The organism is Helicobacter sp. 13S00477-4 (assembly GCF_002272785.1).
Lineage (GTDB): Bacteria > Campylobacterota > Campylobacteria > Campylobacterales > Helicobacteraceae > Helicobacter_J.
Genome location: NZ_MLAS01000001.1, coordinates 262,026 through 286,649 on the forward strand (window position 1 = coordinate 262,026; position 24,624 = coordinate 286,649).

The following is a 24,624-nucleotide window of genomic DNA, read 5'->3' on the forward strand; positions in this document are numbered from 1 at the left end:
GTAGTCTTGAGTCCAAAGATAAAACTTTTATCTAAAAATTATTTAACATCCATCAATTCTTGCGAATCTAATTTAATAGAAGGTGACATAGTTAATGATAAAATACCACCACGAATATATTTTCCTTTTGCACTCGCAGGCTTAAGTTTATTAACCATTCTAAGAAACTCTAGCATATTTTCTTTTATCTTATCTTCTGCAAAACTTGCCTTGCCAATAGGAGCGTGAATATTCCCTTTTTTATCGACTCTAAAGTTGACTTGTCCACTTTTTGCATTATTAACAGCTTTGAGTACGTCCATTGTAACGGTACCAGTCTTTGGATTTGGCATCAAACCTTTAGGTCCTAATATCCTACCTACTTTTCCAACAAGAGCCATCATATCAGGAGTGGCAATCACCATATCAAAATTCAAATTGCCATTTTTGATTTCATCTGCTAAATCATCATCTCCAACAATATCAGCTCCTGCTTTTCTAGCTTCATCTGCTTTCAAACCTTTTGCGAATACAGCGACTCTGACTTTTTTACCTGTACCGTGTGGTAATACAACTGCACCTCTTATCATCTGATCGGCATGTCTTGGGTCTACGCCAAGCCTAAGAGCTATTTCAACTGTTTCATCAAATTTAGCAGATGCTAAAGATTTCACAGTACTCACTCCACTGCTTATATCATATATGCGATTGGGTTCAATTTTTGAAAGCAATCCTTGCAATCTTTTGGCTACCTTTTTTTCCATACCTTAAACTCCATCTTTATTTTATTATTTTAATCAACTATTTCTACGCCCATACTCCTAGCACTACCTGCAACAATATTTTTAGCAGCTTCAAGGGTATTTGCATTTAAATCTTCCATTTTAAGCGTTGCTATTTCCTCAACTTGTTTTTGAGACAATTTAGCAATTTTATTCTTCAATGGATTGTCTGAACCTTTTGTGATACCTGCAGTCTTTTTTATGAGATCTGTTACAGGTGGCTTTTTGGTGATAAAAGTAAAACTTTTATCTTGATAAACGGTGATGACAACAGGGATATTAAAATTACCCATATCTTTTGTCTTCTCATTAAAAGCCTTACAAAATTCCATAATATTAACCCCTCTTTGACCCAAAGCAGGACCAACTGGAGGGGAAGGATTTGCCTTACCAGCAGGGATTTGAAGTTTTAACTCTCCAATAACTTTTTTTGCCATATTTGCTTCCTTAAAAAAATATCAAGCTATACTATTTTTTCTACTTGTGAATATAGTATTTCTATAGGAGTATTTCTACCAAAAATAGAAACATTTAATTTTAGTTTTCTATGTTCAATATCATATTCCTCAACTGTTGCTGTAAAATTTGCAAAAGGACCTTCTACAATCCGAACAACCTCACCTGAATCAAAAGAAATTTTTGGTTTGGGAGCTGCACGATTTTTAACCTTTTCAAGGATATGATTGATATCAGCTTCACTCAATGGAGTAGGCTTTTTACTCTCACCTATAAATCTACCGACCTTAGGGAGAGATTGTATTTTATGCCAAAGAGCTGTATCTAAGTCGACTTTTATAAAAACATAGCCCGGATACAAGCTTTGTTCGGTTACTTTATTTTTACTCTTCTTAGAAATATCAATAATATCTTCTGTAGGTACAACAATCTCTTTGAGCCTATCACCAATATTGTACTCTTTGACAAGATTCTCTATTGCTCTTTTAACAGCCTGCTCGCTACCCGAATAAGTCTGTATAGCATACCAATCTAATGACATAAAATCTCCTATTACAGAATACTAGATACAGAAGCAGACAAAATAAGATCAACTAATGCTAAAAACAAAGTAATGATACTCACAACAATAACAACAGATATTGAAGCATTTCTTATCTGCTCTTTTGTAGGAAAAATCACCTTTGATAATTCTTCTTTAGCCAACCTATAATATAAAAATATTTTTTTCATTAAAATCTCACTTCTAAATTTAACCCAATTTAAAAATGGCAGGCCAGGAGGGACTCGAACCCCCAACACTCGGTTTTGGAGACCGACGCTCTACCATTGGAGCTACTGACCTATCAAGCTAGGAAAAAATCCTAACTTTTTAGCTTAACTTCCTTATGGATAGTATGTTTATTAAGCCTAGGGCAGAACTTTTTGAGCTCCAGTTTTTCCGTATTTGTTTTTGCATTTTTTGTTGTGCTGTAGTTAATATCACCACATTCAGAACATTTTAGCCCTATTTTAACTTTCATAGTATTTTCCCAAGTTACTCAATGATTTTTGTAACAACGCCTGCACCAACAGTACGTCCACCTTCTCTGATGGCGAATTTAGTTCCAAGCTCCAATGCAATCGGACTGATCATTTCAACATTGATTTTGATATTATCTCCAGGCATGACCATCTCAACACCTTCAGGTAATTTGATAGAACCTGTTACATCTGTAGTCCTAACATAAAATTGTGGTCTATATCCGTCAAAAAATGGAGTGTGTCTACCACCTTCTTCTTTTGAGAGGACATAAATTTCACCTTCAAATTTTTTGTGAGGAGTGATAGAGCCGGGTTTACATAAAACCATACCTCTGATAACATCTTCTTTTTTAGTACCTCTCAAGAGGACACCAACATTATCTCCAGCTTCGCCTTTATCAAGCTCTTTTCTGAACATTTCTACACCAGTTACGGTTGTTTTCTGAGTATCCCTGATACCAACGATTTCAACCTCATCGCCAACTTTTACAACGCCTCTTTCAATCCTGCCGGTAACAACAGTTCCACGACCTGCAATTGAAAAAACATCTTCAACAGGCATCAAAAAAGTCTTATCAGTATCTCTTTGTGGTGTTGGGATATAATTATCAACCTCTGCCATCAATTTCAATACTTTTTCACCCCATTCACCAACATTACCACTCTTGGCTTCTTCTAATGCTTTGAGTGCAGAACCTGCAACAATGGGAGTATCATCACCAGGGAATTCATAAGCACTCAAAAGCTCACGAACTTCCATTTCCACCAAATCAAGTAACTCTTGATCATCGACCATATCTTGTTTGTTCAAAAACACAACAATATAAGGTACGCCTACTTGTCTTGACAAAAGGATATGCTCTCTAGTTTGTGGCATAGGACCATCAGCTGCTGAAACAACCAAAATCGCACCATCCATTTGAGCAGCACCTGTGATCATATTTTTTACATAGTCAGCGTGTCCAGGGCAATCTACGTGAGCATAATGTCTATTTTCTGTTTCATATTCAATATGAGAAGTTGCTATTGTAATACCCCTTTCTTTTTCTTCGGGTGCATTATCTATATTATCATAGTCTTTCATTTCTGCAAGACCTTTAAGAGATAGAACAGCAGAAATAGCGGCACTTAATGTAGTTTTACCATGGTCGACGTGTCCAATAGTCCCAATATTAACATGGGGTTTAGTTTTGACAAATTTTTCCTTCGCCATTTGTTTTCTCCTGAAAATTAAAATTTGAATTTTGATTTTAATAAAGATGTTCTTATAGCAATGTTAAAAAACGCATTAAAAACAAAATACCAAAATCTAGAAAAACTGGAGCCCATAAGCGGGATTGAACCGCCGGCCTCTTCCTTACCAAGGAAGTGCTCTACCACTGAGCTATATGGGCAATTTTGGAGCTATAATGACTTTTTGTAGAAATTCAGCTCCCAGTTATGGAGCGGGAAACGGGGCTCGAACCCGCGACCCTCAGCTTGGAAGGCTGATGCTCTAGCCAACTGAGCTATTCCCGCATCTTTAAAATCTAACAACTATAAATCAACACTCAATCACCTCAAAAACATTTTAAGATAGTATAAGTGGTGGTGAGACGTGGATTCGAACCACGGAAGACATAGTCAGCAGATTTACAGTCTGCCCTCGTTGGCCACTTGAGTATCTCACCAATACAACGATAATTTATAGTAAAACAACACTGGTCAAACACTGATTCAGAGAATATCTGTTTAAGGTTTGAAAAAAATACTATGGAGCTGGTTAAGGGACTTGAACCCCCGGCCTGCTGCTTACAAGGCAGCTGCTCTACCAACTGAGCTAAACCAGCACACACTCACAATTAATTATTATCTATTTAAAGTAAATGTAAGGGCGGAATTATAATATATTTATAAATCTTTTGTCAAGTGCTATTGAGCATTTCATTGAAAACATTGTTCCAAACAACTTTAAAAAAAATTTTATTTAAAATAATTATAATATTGATTATTAATATTATATATGAAGGATAAAATCTGATGAAAAAAACCTTTTTTGTGATAGCTTTTAGCCTATTTATCTCATCAAAAATTGGCGTTGCAAGCAATCTAAACACTACAAAAATCCAATCCTTTCAACTCCCAACTATCACTTTGAAAGCAAACCCTAAAGATAGCTACAACTTAAGCGGAGGTGGGCAAATAAATGAAAATTTCATTGATGATTTCTTCAAAGGGAATGGTGATATTACTTCTTTGTTAAAAATCAACCCAAATATACAATTTGACAACAATCAATCAAGTTCAAGGAATCCGGGCGAAATAGACCCGGCAAATATTTCTATCAATGGGGCACTTTATTATCAAAATAATTTTATGCTTGATGGAGTGAGTATCAATAATGATCTCAATCCTGCTTTTAAAAATCAAAATAGTGCTACAGATGTGCCTGGATTGTCTCAAAGATTAGACATTGATGTGTCCTTAATCAAATCAATCAATGTTTATGATAGCAATGTATCTGCAAGCTATGGGGGTTTTGAAGGTGGGGTTGTGGAAGCTATCACAAAAGACCCTGATAAAAATTTTAGTGCTAAAATATCTTATCAAACAACCTCTTCAGCGATGACTAAATACCATATTGGCTCCTTATCACAAGAAGATTTCAATAATTCTACCACTAGCTCAGCAGAACCTGTATTTGTCAAACAAATCATCCGTGCAAATGTCAATGGATATGTGAGTGAAAATCTTGGGCTTATCGCAAGTTTTACCACTACCCAATCAACCATCCCTCTAAAACACTATAATTCAAAAATTTACCCCAATCCACCAACCAAAGACCAACATCGCAGCATTTATAATTACTTTTTCAAATTGACCTATAACCCTATACAAAATCTATTTTTAGAAGCAATTGCCACCTATGCACCTCAAGACAATCAATACTTCATCATGAATACAAAAGATTCTGATTTCAATATCCAATCAGGAGGTATCCAAGCAACACTGAAAGAAAAATATATCTTTAGTTTTGGGAACTGGAGCAATGATTTGAATTTTTCAAATCTCTCAAACAATAGAAAATCTAAAACAAATTATTATAAATCTTGGTTTTATTCAGCAGAAAAAAATTACTCTCCTGTTTTTGGTGAGTCTAGCTCAGAAGGCTCTTGGGGAAATATAAAAGAAAATCAAATGACTTTAAATTTCAAAAGTGATTTCAACTTTAATGAAATCTCACTTTGGCATAGCTCACATAACTTTAACTTCGGTATCTCTATAGGTTATACAAATGCGTATTATCAAAGGATCCAAGATGCCTATAGTGGATCACAACAAACTGGTATCCTCAATGTTGAGGATAAATGTGTTGAAAATGAGTTTTGTTCTAATTCACCTAGCATAAGACTCAATCCAAAAACAAAAACTTTCATCAAATATGCAGGTGGGCAATTTTTCAAACGTCTCAATGTATATGAAAAAGGCAAAATCAATCTTGATAACTTGAGTTATGCTGCTTATATAGAAGATGATATGCAAATATATAAAATTCATTTTCGTCCAGGCATAAGACTTGATGGCGATACTTATATGGATAAAATCACTTTTGCTCCAAGAATGGCAGTGCGTTATGAAGTCTTTAAAAATCAATATACAAGCACCAATCTGATCGCAGGATACAATCGCTATTATGGCAGGAATCTTTTTGCTTATAGACTCTATGATGGCAGGAATGCGTTAATGAAAGAATACATAAGGACTTCTCCACTCACCGACTGGAAAAATGCCACACTCATAACCAATAAAAGTAATGTAAAGTTTTCTCAACTCAAAGTCCCTTATAATGATGAATTTGTAGCGGGGATTTCTCAAAATTTTTGGAATTTTGAAAGTAATTTTAAATATGTCAGGAGGAATGGACGCGATCAAATCACAAAAGTAAGTGCCAATATAGCTAAGCTCTCTATCACTCCAGATTATGATTCGATTTGCATTGGTAAAACCTGTTTGCCAAGATATTCTATTTATACCAATAATGGCAAAAGCAATAGCGACATCTTCACGTTCAATCTTTCTACAACAAAACCATTTGAATTTTTGCACACTTACCATTCTTTCTTAATGGGGATTGATTTTAGCATCATCAAAAGGGATTTTGAAAACTACATTGAAAGTATGAACAAAAGCCAATATGAAGACACTCAAATCCTCTATGATGGAAAAAAAATATTGTTTTCACAACTCCCTGCTAGCAATTTTGCCAAACCTTGGACAGGAAGATTTACAACTATTTCGCAATTCCCTCTAACACCTTTTATATTCACGTGGACAAATTTTTTCAATTATTCTTCCGGATTTAAAAATACCGTTCAAACTGCTTATGCTAAACCGACAAACAAAAATCAAAAATTAAGTCAAAGCGGGTTTGATGAATACAAAACAATATATTTCAGAGATTCTTTCAGCTGGGATACACATATAGGAACAGAAATAAAAATGAGTGGGAAAAATAAGCTATTTTTTAATCTAGATATTTACAACCTCTTGGATAATATCAATATCATTGCAAGCAATACTTATCAATTAGGCAGGCAATTTTGGATACAAATAGGGTATGAATATTGAGCATGATTAATTATGATATTTTAATTTATAAGTTCATTGTATTTTCTAAAATAATCATCAATCTCTGCCCTAAGTTCTAAGCCTACACTTTCAAAAATATCCAATAATTCTAAATATGTCCCTTGTCCACCCAAAAAATCCCAAAATTCTTCACCTACTTTAAGCTCATTATCTAGGTCTAACATACCAGCCATTGTCCAACGATTATATGCTCTAGGCTCATAAGGATTATAAGGGATAGCAATGAGTGTGTTGATTTCTGTTTGTGGTTTTTCAAACAATATACATGCTACCCATTCTAAAAGTGTACGTTTAAACTCTTTAAAACTACCCTTGTTTGGTTTGGCAGTTTTTATATCAATCAAATAAATTTTATCATCATGAGTATGCAAGCAAATATCAACTTTAGTAGGCTTTATCTTTCTTATTTCACCACTCCTGCAAACCTTTCTAATGGATTGGATTTCATGATTTTTATCTGGTTTTGAATTAGCCACGGTTAAATCATCCATAATATCTTGGATAACTCGTTGTGCTTGAGTGCTAATCGCTGAACCAACCACGGTTTGTAATTTTGCTTCTTTAAACTGAGTTTTGGCTAATTCTAAAGCAACTGGCTCAAATATTGTAGTGCCAAAATTAGTATTAAGCGAATGGATAAAAGAAAACAAAGCTATTCTATCTTTGCCTAACAATCTCATATGAAAAGGCATAAAAGTTGTTTCAGGTTGATAATTTTGAAATTTATTACGTAAACTATTCTTCAAAACATTTTTAATATCTTCTGATTGTTGATGAGTCAAAAACATTAGATTTTCACTTTAGATTTTAAATGAAAAATAGTTTCACAATAAGCTCTTCTATCTTTTTCAGTGCGATTCAATACGGGTCGTTTGAACTCATTGACTATTTTCATATCAGATTTTTTAGCGATGGTAGGGTATAAATTATATTTATCATTGGCGACTAAAAATACATTATAATCATCAGCAAAAAATCTTTTGCTATTGTTCAAAACATCTGCTATAGCATCGATATAACTATCTCTAGCTGCCTTGCCTTGTCCCTTAAAAAGGGGTCCAATTTCTAAATCATCGTTGCGTTTAAAACCAAACAAATCATATGCGTAAGCATGTTGTTGATGGTAATCAATCAAGCCAACATAAGGAGGGGATGAAAAAATACCTTTGATTTTTTGTTTTTTTATCAATTCTGCTAAAAATGATTTTTTCTTTTGTAATTCAAATAAAATCTCTATCGTGCGACTATCACCAGTCAAACAATATTGATAAGTATTCGTACGCAAGGTATCAAAGTGCTTAAGTCGCTTTAAGGTATCCTTGCTATAAGTTTGCCACCATTTCAAAATAGAAAAAAGTGGCTTGCAGATTTTTCCATGCTTGCTGCAATAATAAGGAGCTATAACTGGATTTATCAAAGTAGCAAGATCAGCATGAGTAGTTGCCCTACAACTACGTACAGTACGACTTAAAATTAAGCTAATTATTTGTTTAGTGTTTGAATCAGTGATTTGTTTGATTCCATCAAGTGCTATATTGATTTCTTTTCTAATATGAACCAAATACCATTTATCTAAAAAATTATTTATGCTACTTTGTTGTAGCTCAATTTTATATTTATCAATGAGTTTATGATAAATAGATAAAAATTCCTCTTCTTTCTCTCTTCCATAAATTGTCTCATTGATTTGTTTTTGTCTGAGTTTGTATTTATAATCTGGTGAGGGAAAATACAAACTATTGAACTCATAGAGTTCTTTCAACAATTCATTTTCAAATTCAATAATAGAAGAATTATTTAAAAATATATTTAATTGAGTAGTTATTTTATTAAGCTCTTGCTCAACATCAATCAAATTGTAAATAGCTACCTTGCCATTGGCTATCAAAGCATTAAAAGCAGATATATCTATTCCAAGGGCATTAAGTCCCAATTCATTTGCTTGCACCATAGTTGTACCACTGCCACTAAATGGATCTAGCACGATATCACCAGATTCAAAATAACTTTCAGTTTTAAAACTATCAGTCCTGCTATCTAAAAAATACTCAACTAATTGAGGGATAAATTTACCTTTATATGGATGCAATCTATGTACATGCTTGGTAGTTTCACTTTCTTTATACTTATCAAAAGATAATGTCCAATTCAAATCACTACCTAATTCCTCTTTATAGATTATCTCACGACTATCCCTATAAGATTGATAATATTTTGTCAAATCATATTTATTGATTTTAACTATGCCACTATCATCTGTTATTTTTTTAACTCGTCCATACTGAATAAGATAAGATATATTAGAAATAGTAATATTTCTTCCCATAAATTCAGTTGCAAATTTGCTAGCTTCTTTTATGGTTAATAAATCCGTTTTTGGGGTATTATCAAATAATGGTTCACTATACATTGGATTATTATATAATAAAATCCAATAATCCACAACTTTGAATACAAACAAGCATGAGTATCAAACATCATAAATATAGATACTTTAATCTATATTTTTATATAATTTTAAATTATAATTGAGGGAATCCAAAATGACAATAGCTATCCTTTGTGGTGGTTCTGGCACAAGGCTTTGGCCACTTTCACGTTCTTTATTACCCAAGCAATTTACTCCATTGCTTGATGATACTTCATTTTTTACACAAACCTTACGACGCAATGCAATGCTTACAAAAACTTTTGATACACATTTTCAAATCATAGCCAATCAAGATCATTACTTCCTTGCTCAAGACCATTCAAAAAACACAGGTATTGAGATTGAAAACTATATTTTAGAATCTATTGGCAAAAATACTGCACCTGCTTTGATATTCAGTGCATTCAATAGCATTGAAAAATATGGAAAAGATGAAATCATTTTAGCTTTGCCAAGCGACCATTTAATAAAAGATATGAAAAACTATCAAAAAGCTATACAAAAAGCTCTAGAACTTGCAGGAAAAAATCACTTAGTAACCTTTGGTATAAAACCCTCAAGCCCGCATACAGGATATGGATATATCCAATGCCAAAATGAAAATGATGTTTTGAAATTTGTCGAAAAACCAAGTCTTGAACTTGCCAAAACATATCTTGAAGAAAAAAATTATTTTTGGAATAGTGGGATGTTTTGCTTCAAAGCTTCCGTATTACTTGATGAATTAGAAAAATATGCAAAAGAACTACTCACAACCTGCAAAAAAGTCTATGATCATTCAAAAAAAGAGGGTGGATACATCCGTTTAGACCCTGAATTATCAAAAAAAATCCCTGATATTAGTATTGATTATGCCCTGATGGAAAAAAGTTCTAATGTAAAATGTGTAATAGGAGAATTTTTGTGGAATGATATAGGAAGCTTTGAATCTTTAAGCGAGGAATGGGAAAAAGATGCTCAGGATAATGCTTCAAAAAATACATTGATCGCAAAAGAATCTAAAAACAATTTTGTGATATCAGATAAAATCGTTGCTACTATTGGCATAGATGATTTGATTGTCATTGATACAAAAGATTCTTTACTGATAGCAAAAAAAGGGCAATCACAAAAGATAAAAGATATTGTCGAAGAACTCAAAAAAAATCATCCAGAAATAATTAAAATTCACACAACTGCATATCGCCCTTGGGGAAACTATAGCGTTTTGCTTGAATCTAACGGATATAAAATCAAACAAATCATTGTCAAACCAAAATCTCGTCTAAGTTTACAAAAACATTTTCACCGCAATGAACATTGGGTCGTGGTGAGTGGGAGTGCTATTGTAACCATAGGAGAAAAAGAAATATTCCTCAAAGCCAATGAATCTACTTATATTCCAATGGGGCAAGCCCATCGTTTAGAAAATCCCGGAAAAATTGATCTGGAAGTGATTGAAATCCAAGTCGGAGAATACCTAGGAGAAGATGATATTATCCGTATAGAAGATGATTTCAGACGATGTTAAATAGATTTTTTTGAGTCTGTTATGTCTTGTCTGCAGATTTTATGCAAGGCATCTAAGACTCCATTGATAAATTTAGGTGCGTTATCCCCACCATATATTTTGCCTAATTCTACGGCTTCATTGATGATAACTGGCGAATCTGTTTGTGTGAATCTTATTTCAAAAGCCCCTAAACGCAATATTGCTCTTTCCATACCCCCAAGCCTTCCAAAATCCCAATCCTTTAAGTGTGCTTTGATAAGCTCATCAAGCTCATCTAAGTGATCCAAAACACCCTTAAAAAGTTCTAATGCAAACTCTTGTTGCTTATTTTTTATTTTCTTCTCCTCTAATAGGCTTTTGGCAAAATTATCAATCTTTGTATTGCCACTATCATAAGCATAAAGAAGTCCTGTTACCGCTTCTCTAGCTTGAGTCCTAGTCGCCATATTCAACCAATTTTTTATAAAGATTTATCAATTCTATTAAAGCATTCATCGCTTCAAAACCTTTATTACCTGCCTTACTCCCTGCTCTCTCAATAGCTTGCTCAATGCTATCTGTTGTCAAAACACCAAAACTCACAGGTATATTATATTTGAGCGTCGTGTTTGCTATACCTTTGGTGGCTTCAGCACTCACATAATCAAAATGGGGTGTCCCACCCCTAATGATAGCACCTAATGTGCAAATACCATCATATTTAGCACTACCAAGCACCCTGTCTAAAACAAATGGTAGCTCATAAGCACCAGGGACTAAAATCAAATCAAGATTTTTCTCATCACCATTATGACGTAAAAAACTATCTTGAGCCCCTTCTATCAATCTATCAGTAATGATATGATTGAATCTTGAAGCAATGATTGCGACTTTTTCATCCCCGTTTAAATTAATTTTGCCTTCTATTGTATTCATTTCAAACCTCCTTGTATATATAAAATTTCATCAATCAATGCAGGTAGTTTATCAACAGCAACCATATTAGGTCCATCGCTAAGTGCATTTTTTGGATCAGGGTGGGTTTCCATAAAAAATCCATCTACGCCTACAGCAGCAGCAGCCCTTGAAAGGTAAGGGACAAAAGAACTATCACCACTAGTTTTTCCATCCCCACCACCAGGCATTTGCACACTATGAGTAGCATCAAAAATAACCGGAGCAAATCTCCTCATTATAACCAAACTCCTCATATCCACGACTAAATTGCCATACCCAAAACTCGAACCACGTTCACAAAGCCAAACATTATATTTTTGTGCCTCATCATATTCAACCCTATCACCACCTCTAGTTTTAATGGCTTTAAGTACAGAATATTTCATATCTGCAGGATTCATAAATTGTCCCTTTTTGATATTGATAATCCTATCAGTTTTAGCTACACTGACTATCAAATCAGTCTGTCTGCATAAAAATGCAGGTATTTGAATGATATCTGCTACTTGTGCAATCTTTTGGGCTTGAAAACTTTCATGAATATCTGTGATGATTTTGTAACCAAATTCTTTTTTAATCTGAGCTAGCATTTCCAAACCAGCATCAAGACCCGGACCACGATAACTTTCAAGACTAGTACGATTAGCTTTATCAAAACTTGCTTTAAAATAAAAATCTATTTTAGGGTTATGAGCCAAGCCTTTCAATGCCAAAGCAACATCATATAAATTTTCATAACTTTCTATCACACAAGGACCACTCAAAAGTATCATTTTAGTCATTTTTTCTCCCTATTGATAGGTTTGAATTCACGCGTTATCATATTATAATTGAATATTTCACCTGTTTCGATAATATAATACCACCCATAAATATTAATCTCTCCTCTATCAAATCTCTCCTCTACAAAAGGATAAGTCATAAGATTCTCAAGCTGTTGCTCAATATTGATTTGTTCAGTAAGCCAAATTTGTTTACTTTTGCTCGTAGGCTTGAGTGCTTGGACTTTTTTCTTCACAGGTTCTAAAAGCTCTATCCATTTTTTTACATATGGGGTATTTTCAAGCCTCTCATCAGGATGATAAATCGCACTACAAGCCCCACAATTACTATGCCCGCAAATAATGATATTTTTAATACCTAAGATATTAAGTGCATATTCTATTGAAGCTGTCGTAGCCAAATATCCTGCACGCATCATATTATCATTTTCTCTATAAGGGGGGATAATATTCCCCATATTCCTCACGACAAACAAATCTCCAGGCAAGGTATTGGTAATCAAATTAGGAACCACCCTAGAATCCACACAAGAAATAAATAAAGTGTGAGGCTCTTGATGTTTTTTTAAACTTTCATAAAGATCTTTATACTTAGTATAATCATCCTCTTGAAATCTCAATGCCCCTTCAAATAACTCTCTCATCCCTTCCCTTATTTTTCAAACAAAGTCTTGAATTATACCAAACTAATAGCATATAATACCAACATTAAACATTGATGCTTATCTAGCCTTAGACTAATTTAAAGGATAAATTTGTCAGAAATTATTGATTTTATCGTAAAAATAGTAGGGAATCTGGGGTATTTTGGTATTTTTTTGATGATGTTTTTAGAATCAAGCTTCTTCCCCTTTCCTTCTGAAATAGCAATGATACCTGCAGGTTATCTAGCTTATAAAGGAGAAATCAATATCTATATTGCAATTATTATAGGGACTTTAGGCAGTGTAGCTGGGGCATTTTTTAATTATTATATTGCTTTGAAATTGGGTAGGAGATTTATCCTTCAATATGGGAGGTATCTTTTTTTTACAGAATCTTCAATGAAAAAAATGGAATCTTTTTTTAAAAAACACGGCGAAATCAGTACTTTTTTAGGCAGGCTAATTCCGGGTGTGAGGCAATATATTTCCCTACCAGCAGGTATAGCAAAAATGAATTTGTATAAGTTTTGTCTTTATACTGCTATTGGGGCAGGCATATGGATTATGATTTTAACATTTTTTGGTTATTATCTTGGAGTGTGGCTAGGAAATGAAATAAATATTAAAGAAATCATACAAACTTTCAATACTTCTTCTTTGAATAGTGTGGAAATTAACATTAAATCTTATTTGCATTATATTATACTTACAATGTTGGGTATAGTGATTTTTATTGCTTTGATATATATCTTGTATCGAAAAAAAAGGAAATAAATGCAGTTGTGTATTGCTTTGGACTTTGAAGAAAAATCTAAAAATATATCCCTTTTAAGAGAACTTAAAGGACTCAACATATGGATAAAAGTTGGCTTACAAGCTTATATTCGAGATGGTGCTAGTTTCATTGAAGAAATAAAAAAAATTGATTCACATTTTAAAATTTTCCTAGACCTTAAACTTTATGATATCCCTAATACAATGGCTAATGCAGCCTTAGAATGTGCAAAAATTGGTGTGGATATGATTACCTTACATACAAGCAGTGCAGCAGAAGCAATGGAAAAAGTAATGCAAAATCTATCAAAAAACCTAAAAAGACCTCTTGTTATGGGTGTTACAGCCTTAACAAGTTTTGATGAAGAGAGTTTTAAGAGCATTTACAATTCTTCTTTACAACCACATACGATAAACCTAGCTAAAATTGCTTATCAAAGCGGTCTTGATGGGGTGGTTTGCTCTGTGCATGAAAGCCTTTTGATAAAGCAAGCTACAAATTTCAATTTCCTCACACTCACACCCGGTATTCGTCCCTTTAATGAAACCAAAGATGATCAAAAACGAGTTGCTGATCTCAAAGAAGCTAAAAACGCACTTTCAGATTTTATCGTTATTGGGAGACCTATTTATCAATCCAATGATCCATTAAAAATAACTCAAAAAATATTAACAAACTTAGGAAAATTTAAATGAAAACACAACTCATCACTACAATCAATGATCTCATAGCTTACAAAAACAAATTAACTAAAAATTCTAGCATTGGTTTTGTGCCAACAATGGGCTATCTACATAAAGGACATTTGAGTTTGATTGAAGCTTCAAAACAAAATAATGCCTGTACTTTTGTTTCAATATTTGTTAATCCAACACAATTTGGACCAAATGAAGATTTTGAACAATACCCTAGAGATTTACAAAAAGACTTCAAGTTATGTGAAGAAAATGGAGTGGATATAGTGTTTGCCCCACAAGCCTCTGAAATATATCATAATACAGATGAAATCGCCATACTACCACCCAAAAATATGGCCTATGTTTATGAAGGTTTTATACGAGAAGGACATTTTGAAGGGGTTTTGCAGATTGTTTTAAAGCTATTTAATCTTATCTATCCAACTAATGCTTACTTTGGACAAAAAGATGCTCAACAGCTTCTACTCATACAAAGACTAGTTTTAGACCTATTTTTACCTATAAATATCATTCCTTGTCCAACACAAAGAGATATTGATGGTCTTGCCCTAAGCTCAAGGAATATTTATTTGAATAAAGAAGAAAGACAAAATGCTATCAAAATCCCTTTAGCACTAAAGCATATAAGTGATTCTATAAAAAAAGGAGAAAACAAAACTTCTATTTTGATAAAATCAGCCAAAACAATACTTGAAGGTCTAGATATTGAGTACTTTGATATTTGCGACTATAATCTAACTCCACTCTCAAAAGTCCAAAAAAATAAAAGCCTTGCACTCTTAGCTGCAAAAGCAGGGAAAACAAGACTGATTGATAACCTCTGGATATGATAAGGAAAATAGTGAAAAAACTTTTAAATTTTATCTTTTTTTATGGCTTGGCTTTTGGTTCTGTTTATGCTTATGATAGCATTGATGAGGCACTCAAAAATGGAGTATCTAAAGGTGATGTGATTTTTTATGGTGATTATCAAGGTCTCAATCATGGACAAGCAACCTCTATTGGAAATAGTCTTGCTACTTATAGTTATTTGGGTAATACTGGGTATCTTTTAGGTAGTGTGGGGTTGAGTTACACATCAGGATTTTATAAAAATATACGTGCGGCTATTGGATTCAGGGCAGCTACACCTTTTTGGGATGCACATAAAAATTTATCCATACCAGCCATACCAAATATAAGGGATTCAGGTAAAGGCGATGCCTCTAAAGACTTTTTCAACCACAATCAAGCTACCCTTGCAGAATCATTTTTTGAATATTTTGATGGGGATACAAACATCAAAGCAGGAAGGTTCATCATTCCGAACGAATGGATAAATACAATGAGTGATGGGATATGGATACGCAACCGCTCTTTGACAAACTTAATGCTTGAAGGTTTTTGGATAAATGATTATGGGAGAGTGGCATATTATCAAATGACAAAATTCGATAGAGTAAACCCTTATGCAAGCTTTGGACTACTCAACTTAGCTGCTAAATATTACATCACAGAAACGCTTACTCTAAAAGCCTATACTTTTTTCACCCCTAAAATCTTTACCGCACTTGGAGCTAGAATTGAAGGAAAATACAATATATCAAGTTTCTTTATCGGTGGGAATGTTGGCTATGCTTATAGTTTTGAAGGAAAAGAATTTTATAGTCGCTACAAACACAATGCTTCTGCACTTGATGCTAAAATCTTTTTTGGAATGAAGTTTTTTGAAATTGCAGCAGGTTATATCCACACAGGAAAAGATTCAGGTTGGGGAAACCTTGATATTATGGGTGATAGCATTGACCCATTCTTTGTTTGGGGAGGCAAAGCAATAAAAACACAAAATAATGGAAATTTATTTTATGCAAGCATTCAAGCCAATGTGCAAAGATTCAAATTTTCACTCATCTATGGAACAACATCCTTTGGAATTGGACAGAGGCAAAATGAAATTGATTTTTCTACAGAAATTGGATTCACACACAATGTATCTGGAATATTAAATATCCTCAATACACATAAAAACAATTTATCCATCCCCAATACCACACAAATAAATGGAGGGATTCGACTATATTTTTAAAAAATAATAATAATTAATACTAATTTGCTATGATTGTAAAAAATTTAAACTTTAAATAGAGACAAAAATGCAAGAAATTACTGTAGCACTTGTAGGACAACCTAATGTTGGAAAAAGTTCTTTAATTAATAGTATCAGTGGTGCTCACCTCAAAGTAGGAAATTTTAGTGGCGTGACTGTTGAAAAAGCAGAGGCTTGTTTATATTACAACGATACAAAGATCACAATTATTGACCTTCCTGGCACTTATTCTTTGAATGACTTTACCCTTGAGGAAAAAGTCACTAAAAATTTTTTAGAAAATGGTATTTATGATATTGTCCTTAATGTAATAGACTCAACGAATTTAGCAAGAAATCTAGCACTGAGTGCACAAGTCCTTGAACTCAATAAGAAAACCATCATTGCACTGAATATGTGGGATGAGGCTCAAAAAGAAAATATCCTCATCAACCATCAATTACTCTCAGAAATTTTAGGAGTTCAATGTATCCCAACCTCAGCAAATAAAAGCCTCAATATTGAACTACTACTTCAATCTATTATTAAGCTTTATGAAACAAAATTTACCCATTCAAAAAGAATTTATACAGATTTTATTGAAGCTCAAATCATTTCACTTAATGAATTCCTAGCACAAAAAAACTACCCTGAAATTTCAACTTTTTTGATTGGCGAAAAAAACAAAGAACCCTATTCTTTGAGACAAATATCTATAATGTTGCTATCACAACAAGCTCAGATCTATGCTTATTTACATGACAAGCCCTGCTGGCTTGAATTATCAGCTTTTCTGAATGCTTCTTTCCAAGTTCTTTATAAATCTTCTGGAGAAAACAACCTGCATAATATATTCGCTTCAGATGCCTTAGCATTCGCCAAAGGTGCGGCACAAGAAGTTACTTTAAAACCTAAAAAACCTCTCCAACAAAGTCAAAAAATTGACACTATTTTATTGAATAAATATCTAGGATTGCCAATTTTTTTGTTTTTTATGTTTGCACTATTTTATCTCAGTTTCATCGTAGGAGGAGTGGCACAAGGCTGGGCAGAAAATGGCATTGCTTGGCTTGGAGAATGGGTAAAAACAGTTATTGACAATGAAGATATTGCATCTCTTATTGGTGATGGTATTATTGGTGGAGTGGGAGCTGTAATTTCATTTTTACCTTTAATTATTATCTTATATTTTGGTATTTCTTTATTGGAAGCTACAGGTTATATGTCTCGTGTAGCTTTCTTGCTTGATGGTATTTTTCACAAATTTGGATTGCATGGCAAAAGTTTCATACCCTTGGTTACTGGATTTGGCTGTAGCGTACCTGCATATATGGCAACACGAACGCTCCAAAATAAAAATGAACGTCTTATCACTCTTTTTATTATCGGTTTCATGAGTTGTAGTGCTAGACTTCCAATTTATGTGTTATTCATAGGGGCTTTTTTCCCTGATAAATATGCTGGGATTGTTTTATTTGGGATATATATCTTTGGAGCTTTGATTGCTCTTTTTATGGCAAAACTACTCAAATTAAGTGTTTTTAGAGGAAAAGATGAACCCTTTGTAATGGAAATGCCAAAATATAGATTTCCAAGCTACAAAATTGTCTGGTTTAGTATTTATACAAAATCCTTGATGTATTTGAAAAAAGCAGCCACTTTTATCCTAATAGGTTCAATGATTATATGGTTCAGCTCTCAATATCCTAAAAGTCATCAACTAGAAAAAGAATACCACGCCAAAATCACTTTTGTACAAAAAGATCCAAATATCAAAGAAAATAAAAAACAAAAACAAATCAAAGAGCTAAAAAATGAACTTGAAGAATTATCTTTACAGCAAAGCTACATTGGACAAATTGGGATTTTTATCAAACCTATTTTTGAGCCAATGAATTTTGACTGGCGTCTTTCAGTTTCACTAGTTGCAGGATTTGCAGCAAAAGAAGTGGTTGTCTCTACTCTTGGGGTACTTTATTCGCTTGGAGATACTATTGATGAAAGCTCTGAAGGCTTCAGAGAAATCCTGCATAAAAATATCGGTATGCCAACTGCAATTGCTTTTATTATTTTCATAATGTTTTATATACCTTGCTTTGCAGCAACTATTACCTTTGGTAGAGAAGCAGGGGGAAGTCGTTTTATCCTATATTTATTTGTTTTCACTACTATTGTGGCTTATATTTTTTCTCTAGTTGGATTTTATGCTATGAAATATTTAATGATTTGGATCTCTTGAATCCAAAACTATTGCCTAAAAGAAGCGATTGTTTTCAATAAAGATTCTATATCTTTAAGCTCAATAGCCCCAATATTTCCTATCCTAAAAGTATCTACTCCGCTAAGTTTTCCCGGATAGATCACAAAGCCTTTGCTTTTTAAAAAAACATAAAAATCTTTGAATATAAAACCAATACTTGGGTAAAGAAAAGTTGTGATAATAGGCGAATGCAATCTCTCATCAATATAACATTCATAACCATTTTTTTTCATTCCTTTTACAAGATGTTTTTGCATTGAAGAATATCTCTTGAAACGTTTCACAACTCCTCCCTCATCTTCAAGCTCACCCAAAGCCTCATAAAATGCCCTGACACTATGGGTAGGAGAAGTAAAACGCCATTTTCCATTACCATTTTCCATGCATCTCCATTGATCATAAAGATCCAAACTCAAACTTCTTGCTTTTGATTTTGCTTTCTCTAACTCCTCTTTCTTGGCGATCACAAAACTAAATCCCGGAACACCTTGTATACATTTATTTGCCGAAGAGATCAAAAAATCAATCCCTAATTTTTGCACATCAATCTCAATCCCACCAAAAGAACTCATCCCATCTACTATTAAGGTTTTATTAAAGCTTTTTACAATTGCTGCTATTTCTTCCAATGGATTTAATATACCTGTTGTGGTCTCACAATGCACTAAACACACACTGTCTATATCTTTATCTTTTTCTAATATTTCCAGAACAGATTCTGCTGAGACAACCTGTCTTTCATCAAATTCTTTGAGCAAATAAGGGATTTTTAGAATTTTGGCGATTTCTGCCATCCGTCTTCCATAAGCACCATTTGACAAAATAAGAACTTTTGAGTGCAATACACTTCCAAATACACTTTCCACCCCAAAAGTCCCACTCCCTTGCATAAGTATAGAAGTATAGTTATCATCAACAAAACCAATATCAAGAAGTTTATTACGTATATCTTGAACAATTTGATTATAATCATCATCCCAAGTACATAGATCTTTTAGCATCGCAAAACGAACTCTTTTGCTCGTAGAAAGTGGTCCTGGTGTCAATAGTAAATAATCATTATCTGCTATCAAATCATAATTTTTCATTTCAAGCCTTTTGTTGTATTTTTTCAATGATAGGCAACAAATCCCTCATATCATCAATGACATAATCTGCTCCAGCATCATAAAGCTCAATTTTTGCTTGATTTACCAAAAATTGAAGATCTTTTTGAGGATATCTTGCCACTTCATCAACGCTAAGACCCAAAACTGAACCTCCATAAACAATTCCTACACTCACACAACCCGCATTCTTTCCTTCTTCAATATCTACAGACGTATCCCCTACTTTTATCATAGAATTTTGGGGATAAACATTAAGCCTCCTAGCACATTCATACATCATATAGGGATAAGGCCTCCCATAACCTAACTCATCAGAGGCAACACAACATTCAGGCACATACCCTTGATCTTTTGCAAGTGGCAAAACAATCTCCATCATTGACTTTGTATAGCCAGTAGTCGAACCTATTTTTATGCCCATTTTTTCAAGTTCTTTTGTAGTTTCAAATACATAAGGATTCAAAATTACATGATCGCTCAATACTTCAAAAATATTCTTTTCAAATCGTTCATAAATCCTTAAAATATCCTCTTCTTTAGGCTGATACCCATATATATTTAAAAATTGTCCCAAAATTTCAGGCATCTTAAGCAAAGCTCTAATGTGATCAATTTTAAGCAACCCCATAGGTTTCCTTGCTTCTTGTATACTCAGTAAAATACCTTCTTCATCAAAACTTTTTACAAAAGCCCCAAGTGGAGAAAAACATCCATAATCAATCGTTGTCCCTGCCCAATCAAAAATCACTGCTTGAATTTTCATTTTTTTCCTTTCAATAATTGATAAAATCTATTTCTAATCATCTTGTAAACAATGCCTATGAATAAATTTACCAATAAAATCAACACACACAATGCCCCAGCTTCCTGCAATGACCCCTTATCATCAAGCTGTACAAGACTAATAGCAGCAAGTTTCGTAGAAGGACTATAAATAAAAATAACAGCTGATATGCTCACCATCGCATTCAAAAAGAAATAAATAAAATTATCCATCACTATAGGGAAGCATAAAGGAAACCATACTTTTTTAATCATACTGATTTTCGAAATACCCATACATTCCCCTACGCTTTTTAAATCTTTTTCGATTTTTTGAAATACTGCGGTATTGTTCAAATACGGCACTGGAATATAATGCACAATATTACAAATAATCATCAAAGCAAACCCACCATAAAGGATATAAAACCAATTATGCACATAAAGATCTGAAGCGATCTTAAAATTTGCTTGATTGAAAAACAAAGCATAACCAATCCCTAGAACTAATCCAGGAATAGCCATAGGCAATAAAATCATCAATTTTAAAACAAATTTTAAAAATCTATTAAAATTTGTTTTTTCACTCAGATAAGCTAGCATAAAAACAATTAAAGCCCCACACAAACCTGTAAAAAATGAAACAAACAAAGAATGATAAAAAATATTCCATCCATCTACTTCAGATTTAAATTTAAAATGCTCGAAAGTAAAACCTAATTCATAAGGATAATTTTTCACAAAAGAAGTAAAAATAATGGCACATAAAATCAAAACCACAAAACCTAAAATAATGCTCGTAAGACTCCCTAAAAATAGATCCCTATATATATTTTTCCCTATCCTATAAGGTGTGGCTTTGGAACTGATTTCTTGAACCTTGATTTTTTTCAAAACAAAAAAAGCTCCAATAGCTGGTATACACAATATCATAGCAATACCCCCACCTATGGCAAAATTTTGCTGACCAATAATATATTTATAAATATCTGTAGCCAACACACTATAATTCCCACCTACAACAACAGGTGCACCAAAATCACTAAAAGATAAACTAAAAGCAATCACAAATGCACTCATCAAAGTATTTTTCAAAGCTGGCAAAGTAATATTTAAAAAAACTTTTATATTAGAAATCCCCATTATTTTTGCTTGTTCATAAAGTCTAAAATCTACTTTATGCAATGCAGAATACAAAAGAATAAAAATCTGAGGGAAAATATAAATACTCTGGGCTAATATAATCCCAAAAGGTCCATACAAAGGAAGCCTAAAACCAAAAAATTGAGTAAAAATCCCTTGATGACCAAATAAATAAATCAACCCAATCCCTTGTATAAGACTAGGAACAAACAAAGCTATCAAACATAAAAAATATAATATGTTTTTACCAATCACCAAAGTCCGACTCAAAGTATATGCACAAACAAAAGCACTCATTACTGAAATAATAGTCACAAAAGAAGAAACAAATAATGTATGCCAAAGAGAAATCAATAAAGATTCTCGACTCATATAAATGATGAAATTTTCTAAACCAACAAATCCACCCTGATTATCCATAAATGAATATAAAAATAAATACCCCAATGGAGTTACAAAAAATATAGCCCCTAAAATCAATGAGATAAAGAATAAAGTTTTTTCTATCACCATACAGGAACCTTATATTTCAAAAAATACTTTTTTTCAATATTAAAAAATACCCTTTCCCCTATCTCTAAATCAAGTTTATAAAAATCCCTAGAAAAAAGATTACTGATAATGGCCTTATCCCATTTCCATTTTGGTTTAAGTGTAACCCTAAAAAAATTCCCAAAAAATTCAATATCTTTGATCTTCGCCTCAAATTTTCCTCTAATCCTTGAAATCTCTACATTTTCAGGTCGTATGACATAAATATGTTTTTTCAATCGTATTTGATTACTCTGACCAATAAAAACTGCACTAAAATAATCCTTTGGATGCAAGTAAAGCTCCTTAGGTGTAGCTATCTGTAAAATCTTTCCATTATTTAAAATAGCAATCTTATCAGATATACCAATAGCCTCTTCCTGATCATGGGTAACCATTATAGTTGTCATTCCTAGTTCCCTCTGTATCTTTTTGATATCTCTACGTAGTTTGACCCTCACCTTTGCATCCAACGCACTCAATGGCTCATCGAGCAATAACACTCTTGGCTTCAAAGACAAAGCCCTAGCAATAGCTACTCTTTGTTGTTGACCACCACTGAGCTCAAAAGGCATTTTATGTTCACTGCCTTCAAGACCTACTAACTCCAGACTCTGATTGATTAAAGATGATATTTTTTTTGACTCAAACCCACATTCCTTGAGTGGGAATTGCAAATTTTGATAAACATTCATATTTGGAAAAAGTGCGTAAGACTGAAAAAGCATCCCAAATTTTCTCCCCATAGGTGGGACAAAAGTAATCTCTGTGTCTTTTAAAAATATCTTTCCTTTATCAGGATACTCCAATCCAGCTATTATCCTTAAAAGAGTGCTTTTACCACAACCACTTGGTCCCAACATTGACACAAACTCTCCTTCATTCACACAAAAATCAATCCCTCTTAAGACCTTCTGATCATCAAAACCCTTATAAATTCCCTGAAGTTGTAAATAAGTCATTGTTTGCCTTCACTTTTGTTAGAAAAAAGCTTATTCCACTCATCCAAAATCTCTCCCCTATTTCTAGCGAACTTAGCAAAATCAATCAAAATAACTTTAGGAAAAACATCCCTATATCCTGAAGGTAAAGGAGTGCTACGCTTGATCGCTATATGAGCATTGTTTTTTTCATACAACCTCATAGCCTCTTGAGAAATTGCCCATTGAAAAAATATTTTCGCATTGACATTTTCATTTTGTTTTTTGACTAAAGCAATTGATTCCAAATCTGCGGGTGATCCTTCCTTAGGAAAAATCATTTTCATCATAGGATTTTTTTTGACTATCTGTAACCCTCTATAACTGAAAGATAAAGCAATAGGATATTCTCCACTAGTTGCAAAATAAGCAGGCTTTGAGCCAGAAAGTGTATAAATACCAATATTTTTATCCAGCTTCTTCATATATTCAAAAGCTTTTTGCCTTCCCCACAAGCTTATCCAACCAACTACATCTACAAATCCAGTACCAGAAAATGTTGGATTTGGCATTGTAATCAAACCCTTATATTCAGCTCTAGTCAAATCTTTAAAACTCAAAGGTGTACTCAAACCCTTTTTTTGAAGTTCTTTGGTATTAACTAAAATCACACCTTCGACATTATTAAGCCCTATATAATATGGATTTTGAAAATCTAATTTTATGGCAGGCTCTATTGCTAAATAATGAGCTTCCAACAAACCTATATCTCTGAGTTCTTCCATATTCATAGCTGAAAGCCCATAAATAATATCTGCCCTAGGATGACTTTTTTCTGCTAATAGTCGTGCTGTCAAAACTCCGTTTGAAGCCACGATCATCTCTACTTTAATATCAGGATATTTTTGCCTAAAAGCATCAATATATTGCTTCACCTCTTCATTTTCAAAAGCAGAATAGATAGTCAAAGTCTTTGATGAAGATTTTTGATCCTGCGAAATACAAGCATTTAGAAATAACATTATGAATATAAAAAATATAAACCTCATTCCAAGTCCTTCAAATGATTTACAAAACAGACTTTAGAATAAACAGATTACTTTTTGATAACACTAACAAAAACTTAATTATTCATCATGAAGACAATTTTATAATATTTTGGAAGTTTAGAAAAAGGTGGATTGGAGTGGTTGGATAATTATTTCAA

General features: G+C 33.2%; 24 protein-coding genes and 5 tRNA genes. 7 read left to right on the forward strand and 22 right to left on the reverse strand.

Annotated elements, in window-relative coordinates:
• Positions 1 to 38 precede the first annotated feature (38 nt).
• The 11 genes from rplA to BKH44_RS01225 form a co-directional block, all read right to left on the reverse strand.
• Complete coding sequence (gene rplA / locus BKH44_RS01175) at positions 39 to 743, reverse strand: 50S ribosomal protein L1 (protein ID WP_095269269.1); 705 nt, start codon at positions 741 to 743, stop codon at positions 39 to 41.
• 29 nt (positions 744 to 772) lie between these two features.
• Positions 773 to 1,198 (reverse strand): 50S ribosomal protein L11, encoded by a 426-nt coding sequence (gene rplK / locus BKH44_RS01180; protein WP_095269270.1) that lies wholly within the window; start codon positions 1,196 to 1,198, stop codon positions 773 to 775.
• Between the two features lie 26 nt (positions 1,199 to 1,224).
• A complete protein-coding gene (gene nusG, locus BKH44_RS01185; protein WP_095269272.1) occupies positions 1,225 to 1,758 on the reverse strand; it encodes a transcription termination/antitermination protein NusG in 534 nt (177 codons plus the stop codon).
• 11 nt (positions 1,759 to 1,769) lie between these two features.
• Complete coding sequence (gene secE / locus BKH44_RS01190) at positions 1,770 to 1,949, reverse strand: preprotein translocase subunit SecE (RefSeq protein ID WP_095269380.1); 180 nt, start codon at positions 1,947 to 1,949, stop codon at positions 1,770 to 1,772.
• A gap of 36 nt (positions 1,950 to 1,985) precedes the next feature.
• A tRNA-Trp gene (locus BKH44_RS01195) sits at positions 1,986 to 2,061 on the reverse strand.
• A gap of 19 nt (positions 2,062 to 2,080) precedes the next feature.
• The gene (gene rpmG / locus BKH44_RS01200; protein WP_095269274.1) at positions 2,081 to 2,239 is read right to left on the reverse strand and encodes a 50S ribosomal protein L33; all 159 of its coding nucleotides are present in this window, start codon (positions 2,237 to 2,239) and stop codon (positions 2,081 to 2,083) included.
• Between the two features lie 14 nt (positions 2,240 to 2,253).
• A complete protein-coding gene (gene tuf / locus BKH44_RS01205; RefSeq protein WP_095269276.1) occupies positions 2,254 to 3,453 on the reverse strand; it encodes an elongation factor Tu in 1,200 nt (399 codons plus the stop codon).
• A gap of 106 nt (positions 3,454 to 3,559) precedes the next feature.
• A tRNA-Thr gene (locus BKH44_RS01210) sits at positions 3,560 to 3,634 on the reverse strand.
• A 47-nt stretch (positions 3,635 to 3,681) separates the two neighbouring features.
• Positions 3,682 to 3,758: transfer RNA gene (locus tag BKH44_RS01215), tRNA-Gly, on the reverse strand.
• Positions 3,759 to 3,825: 67 nt separating this feature from the next.
• Positions 3,826 to 3,910 (reverse strand) — tRNA-Tyr (locus BKH44_RS01220).
• Between the two features lie 83 nt (positions 3,911 to 3,993).
• Positions 3,994 to 4,069, reverse strand: a tRNA-Thr gene (locus BKH44_RS01225).
• A gap of 190 nt (positions 4,070 to 4,259) precedes the next feature.
• On the opposite strand from BKH44_RS01225, the gene BKH44_RS01230 reads away from it, so the two are divergent.
• Positions 4,260 to 6,848, forward strand: coding sequence for a TonB-dependent receptor plug domain-containing protein (locus tag BKH44_RS01230; protein WP_095269278.1), 2,589 nt, complete (start codon positions 4,260 to 4,262; stop codon positions 6,846 to 6,848).
• Positions 6,849 to 6,868: 20 nt separating this feature from the next.
• On the opposite strand, the gene BKH44_RS01235 is transcribed toward BKH44_RS01230, so the two are convergent.
• Together BKH44_RS01235 and BKH44_RS01240 are read right to left on the reverse strand one after the other, a co-directional pair.
• Positions 6,869 to 7,657 (reverse strand): TdeIII family type II restriction endonuclease, encoded by a 789-nt coding sequence (locus BKH44_RS01235; RefSeq protein ID WP_095269280.1) that lies wholly within the window; start codon positions 7,655 to 7,657, stop codon positions 6,869 to 6,871.
• Entirely contained in the window at positions 7,657 to 9,279 is a 1,623-nt protein-coding gene (locus tag BKH44_RS01240) for a DNA methyltransferase (protein ID WP_095269282.1), read from the reverse strand. The genes BKH44_RS01235 and BKH44_RS01240 overlap by 1 nt, the downstream gene beginning before the upstream one ends.
• Positions 9,280 to 9,412: 133 nt before the next feature.
• Between BKH44_RS01240 and BKH44_RS01245 the strand changes: the two genes are divergently transcribed.
• Entirely contained in the window at positions 9,413 to 10,810 is a 1,398-nt protein-coding gene (locus BKH44_RS01245) for a mannose-1-phosphate guanylyltransferase/mannose-6-phosphate isomerase (RefSeq protein ID WP_095269284.1), read from the forward strand.
• Here the strand turns inward: BKH44_RS01245 and nusB are convergent.
• From nusB to BKH44_RS01265, 4 genes are read right to left on the reverse strand one after another with little or no spacing between them, the layout of a single operon-like run.
• A complete protein-coding gene (gene nusB, locus BKH44_RS01250) occupies positions 10,807 to 11,238 on the reverse strand; it encodes a transcription antitermination factor NusB (RefSeq protein ID WP_095269286.1) in 432 nt (143 codons plus the stop codon). The two genes, BKH44_RS01245 and nusB, sit on opposite strands and share 4 nt — an antisense overlap.
• The gene (ribH, locus tag BKH44_RS01255; RefSeq protein ID WP_095269288.1) at positions 11,228 to 11,707 is read right to left on the reverse strand and encodes a 6,7-dimethyl-8-ribityllumazine synthase; all 480 of its coding nucleotides are present in this window, start codon (positions 11,705 to 11,707) and stop codon (positions 11,228 to 11,230) included. The genes nusB and ribH overlap by 11 nt, the downstream gene beginning before the upstream one ends.
• The gene (kdsA, locus tag BKH44_RS01260; RefSeq protein ID WP_095269290.1) at positions 11,704 to 12,510 is read right to left on the reverse strand and encodes a 3-deoxy-8-phosphooctulonate synthase; all 807 of its coding nucleotides are present in this window, start codon (positions 12,508 to 12,510) and stop codon (positions 11,704 to 11,706) included. The genes ribH and kdsA overlap by 4 nt, the downstream gene beginning before the upstream one ends.
• Positions 12,507 to 13,154 (reverse strand): carbonic anhydrase, encoded by a 648-nt coding sequence (locus BKH44_RS01265; protein WP_095269292.1) that lies wholly within the window; start codon positions 13,152 to 13,154, stop codon positions 12,507 to 12,509. The genes kdsA and BKH44_RS01265 overlap by 4 nt, the downstream gene beginning before the upstream one ends.
• Before the next feature lie 111 nt (positions 13,155 to 13,265).
• Here BKH44_RS01265 and BKH44_RS01270 point away from each other — a divergent pair, with 111 nt between their 5' ends.
• The 5 genes from BKH44_RS01270 (at position 13,266) to feoB (ending at position 18,931) form a co-directional block, all read left to right on the forward strand.
• Positions 13,266 to 13,928 (forward strand): DedA family protein, encoded by a 663-nt coding sequence (locus BKH44_RS01270; RefSeq protein WP_257842561.1) that lies wholly within the window; start codon positions 13,266 to 13,268, stop codon positions 13,926 to 13,928.
• Positions 13,929 to 14,624, forward strand: a complete 696-nt coding sequence (gene pyrF / locus BKH44_RS01275) for an orotidine-5'-phosphate decarboxylase (protein WP_095269294.1) — start codon at positions 13,929 to 13,931, stop codon at positions 14,622 to 14,624.
• Complete coding sequence (gene panC / locus BKH44_RS01280; RefSeq protein WP_095269296.1) at positions 14,621 to 15,457, forward strand: pantoate--beta-alanine ligase; 837 nt, start codon at positions 14,621 to 14,623, stop codon at positions 15,455 to 15,457. Before pyrF ends, panC begins: the two co-directional genes overlap by 4 nt.
• An 11-nt stretch (positions 15,458 to 15,468) precedes the next feature.
• Positions 15,469 to 16,692, forward strand: coding sequence for an Opr family porin (locus BKH44_RS01285; RefSeq protein ID WP_095269298.1), 1,224 nt, complete (start codon positions 15,469 to 15,471; stop codon positions 16,690 to 16,692).
• 67 nt (positions 16,693 to 16,759) lie between these two features.
• Positions 16,760 to 18,931 (forward strand): ferrous iron transport protein B, encoded by a 2,172-nt coding sequence (feoB, locus tag BKH44_RS01290; RefSeq protein WP_095269300.1) that lies wholly within the window; start codon positions 16,760 to 16,762, stop codon positions 18,929 to 18,931.
• Positions 18,932 to 18,939: 8 nt separating this feature from the next.
• Here feoB and phnW read toward each other — a convergent pair whose 3' ends face one another.
• The 5 genes from phnW to BKH44_RS01315 are packed head-to-tail and all read right to left on the reverse strand — an operon-like array spanning position 18,940 to position 24,466.
• Positions 18,940 to 20,040, reverse strand: a complete 1,101-nt coding sequence (gene phnW / locus BKH44_RS01295) for a 2-aminoethylphosphonate--pyruvate transaminase (RefSeq protein ID WP_095269302.1) — start codon at positions 20,038 to 20,040, stop codon at positions 18,940 to 18,942.
• A gap of 1 nt (position 20,041) precedes the next feature.
• On the reverse strand, positions 20,042 to 20,824 hold the full coding sequence (gene phnX / locus BKH44_RS01300; protein WP_095269304.1) for a phosphonoacetaldehyde hydrolase: 783 nt from the start codon (positions 20,822 to 20,824) through the stop codon (positions 20,042 to 20,044).
• A complete protein-coding gene (locus BKH44_RS01305) occupies positions 20,821 to 22,479 on the reverse strand; it encodes an ABC transporter permease subunit (RefSeq protein ID WP_095269306.1) in 1,659 nt (552 codons plus the stop codon). The genes phnX and BKH44_RS01305 overlap by 4 nt, the downstream gene beginning before the upstream one ends.
• Positions 22,473 to 23,459: an ATP-binding cassette domain-containing protein gene (locus BKH44_RS01310; protein ID WP_095269308.1), complete on the reverse strand. Its 987-nt coding sequence runs from the start codon at positions 23,457 to 23,459 to the stop codon at positions 22,473 to 22,475. The genes BKH44_RS01305 and BKH44_RS01310 overlap by 7 nt, the downstream gene beginning before the upstream one ends.
• Positions 23,456 to 24,466 carry an extracellular solute-binding protein gene (locus tag BKH44_RS01315; protein ID WP_095269309.1) on the reverse strand — a complete coding sequence of 337 codons (1,011 nt, stop codon included), beginning with the start codon at positions 24,464 to 24,466 and terminating at the stop codon, positions 23,456 to 23,458. Before BKH44_RS01315 ends, BKH44_RS01310 begins: the two co-directional genes overlap by 4 nt.
• Positions 24,467 to 24,624: the final 158 nt, after the last annotated feature.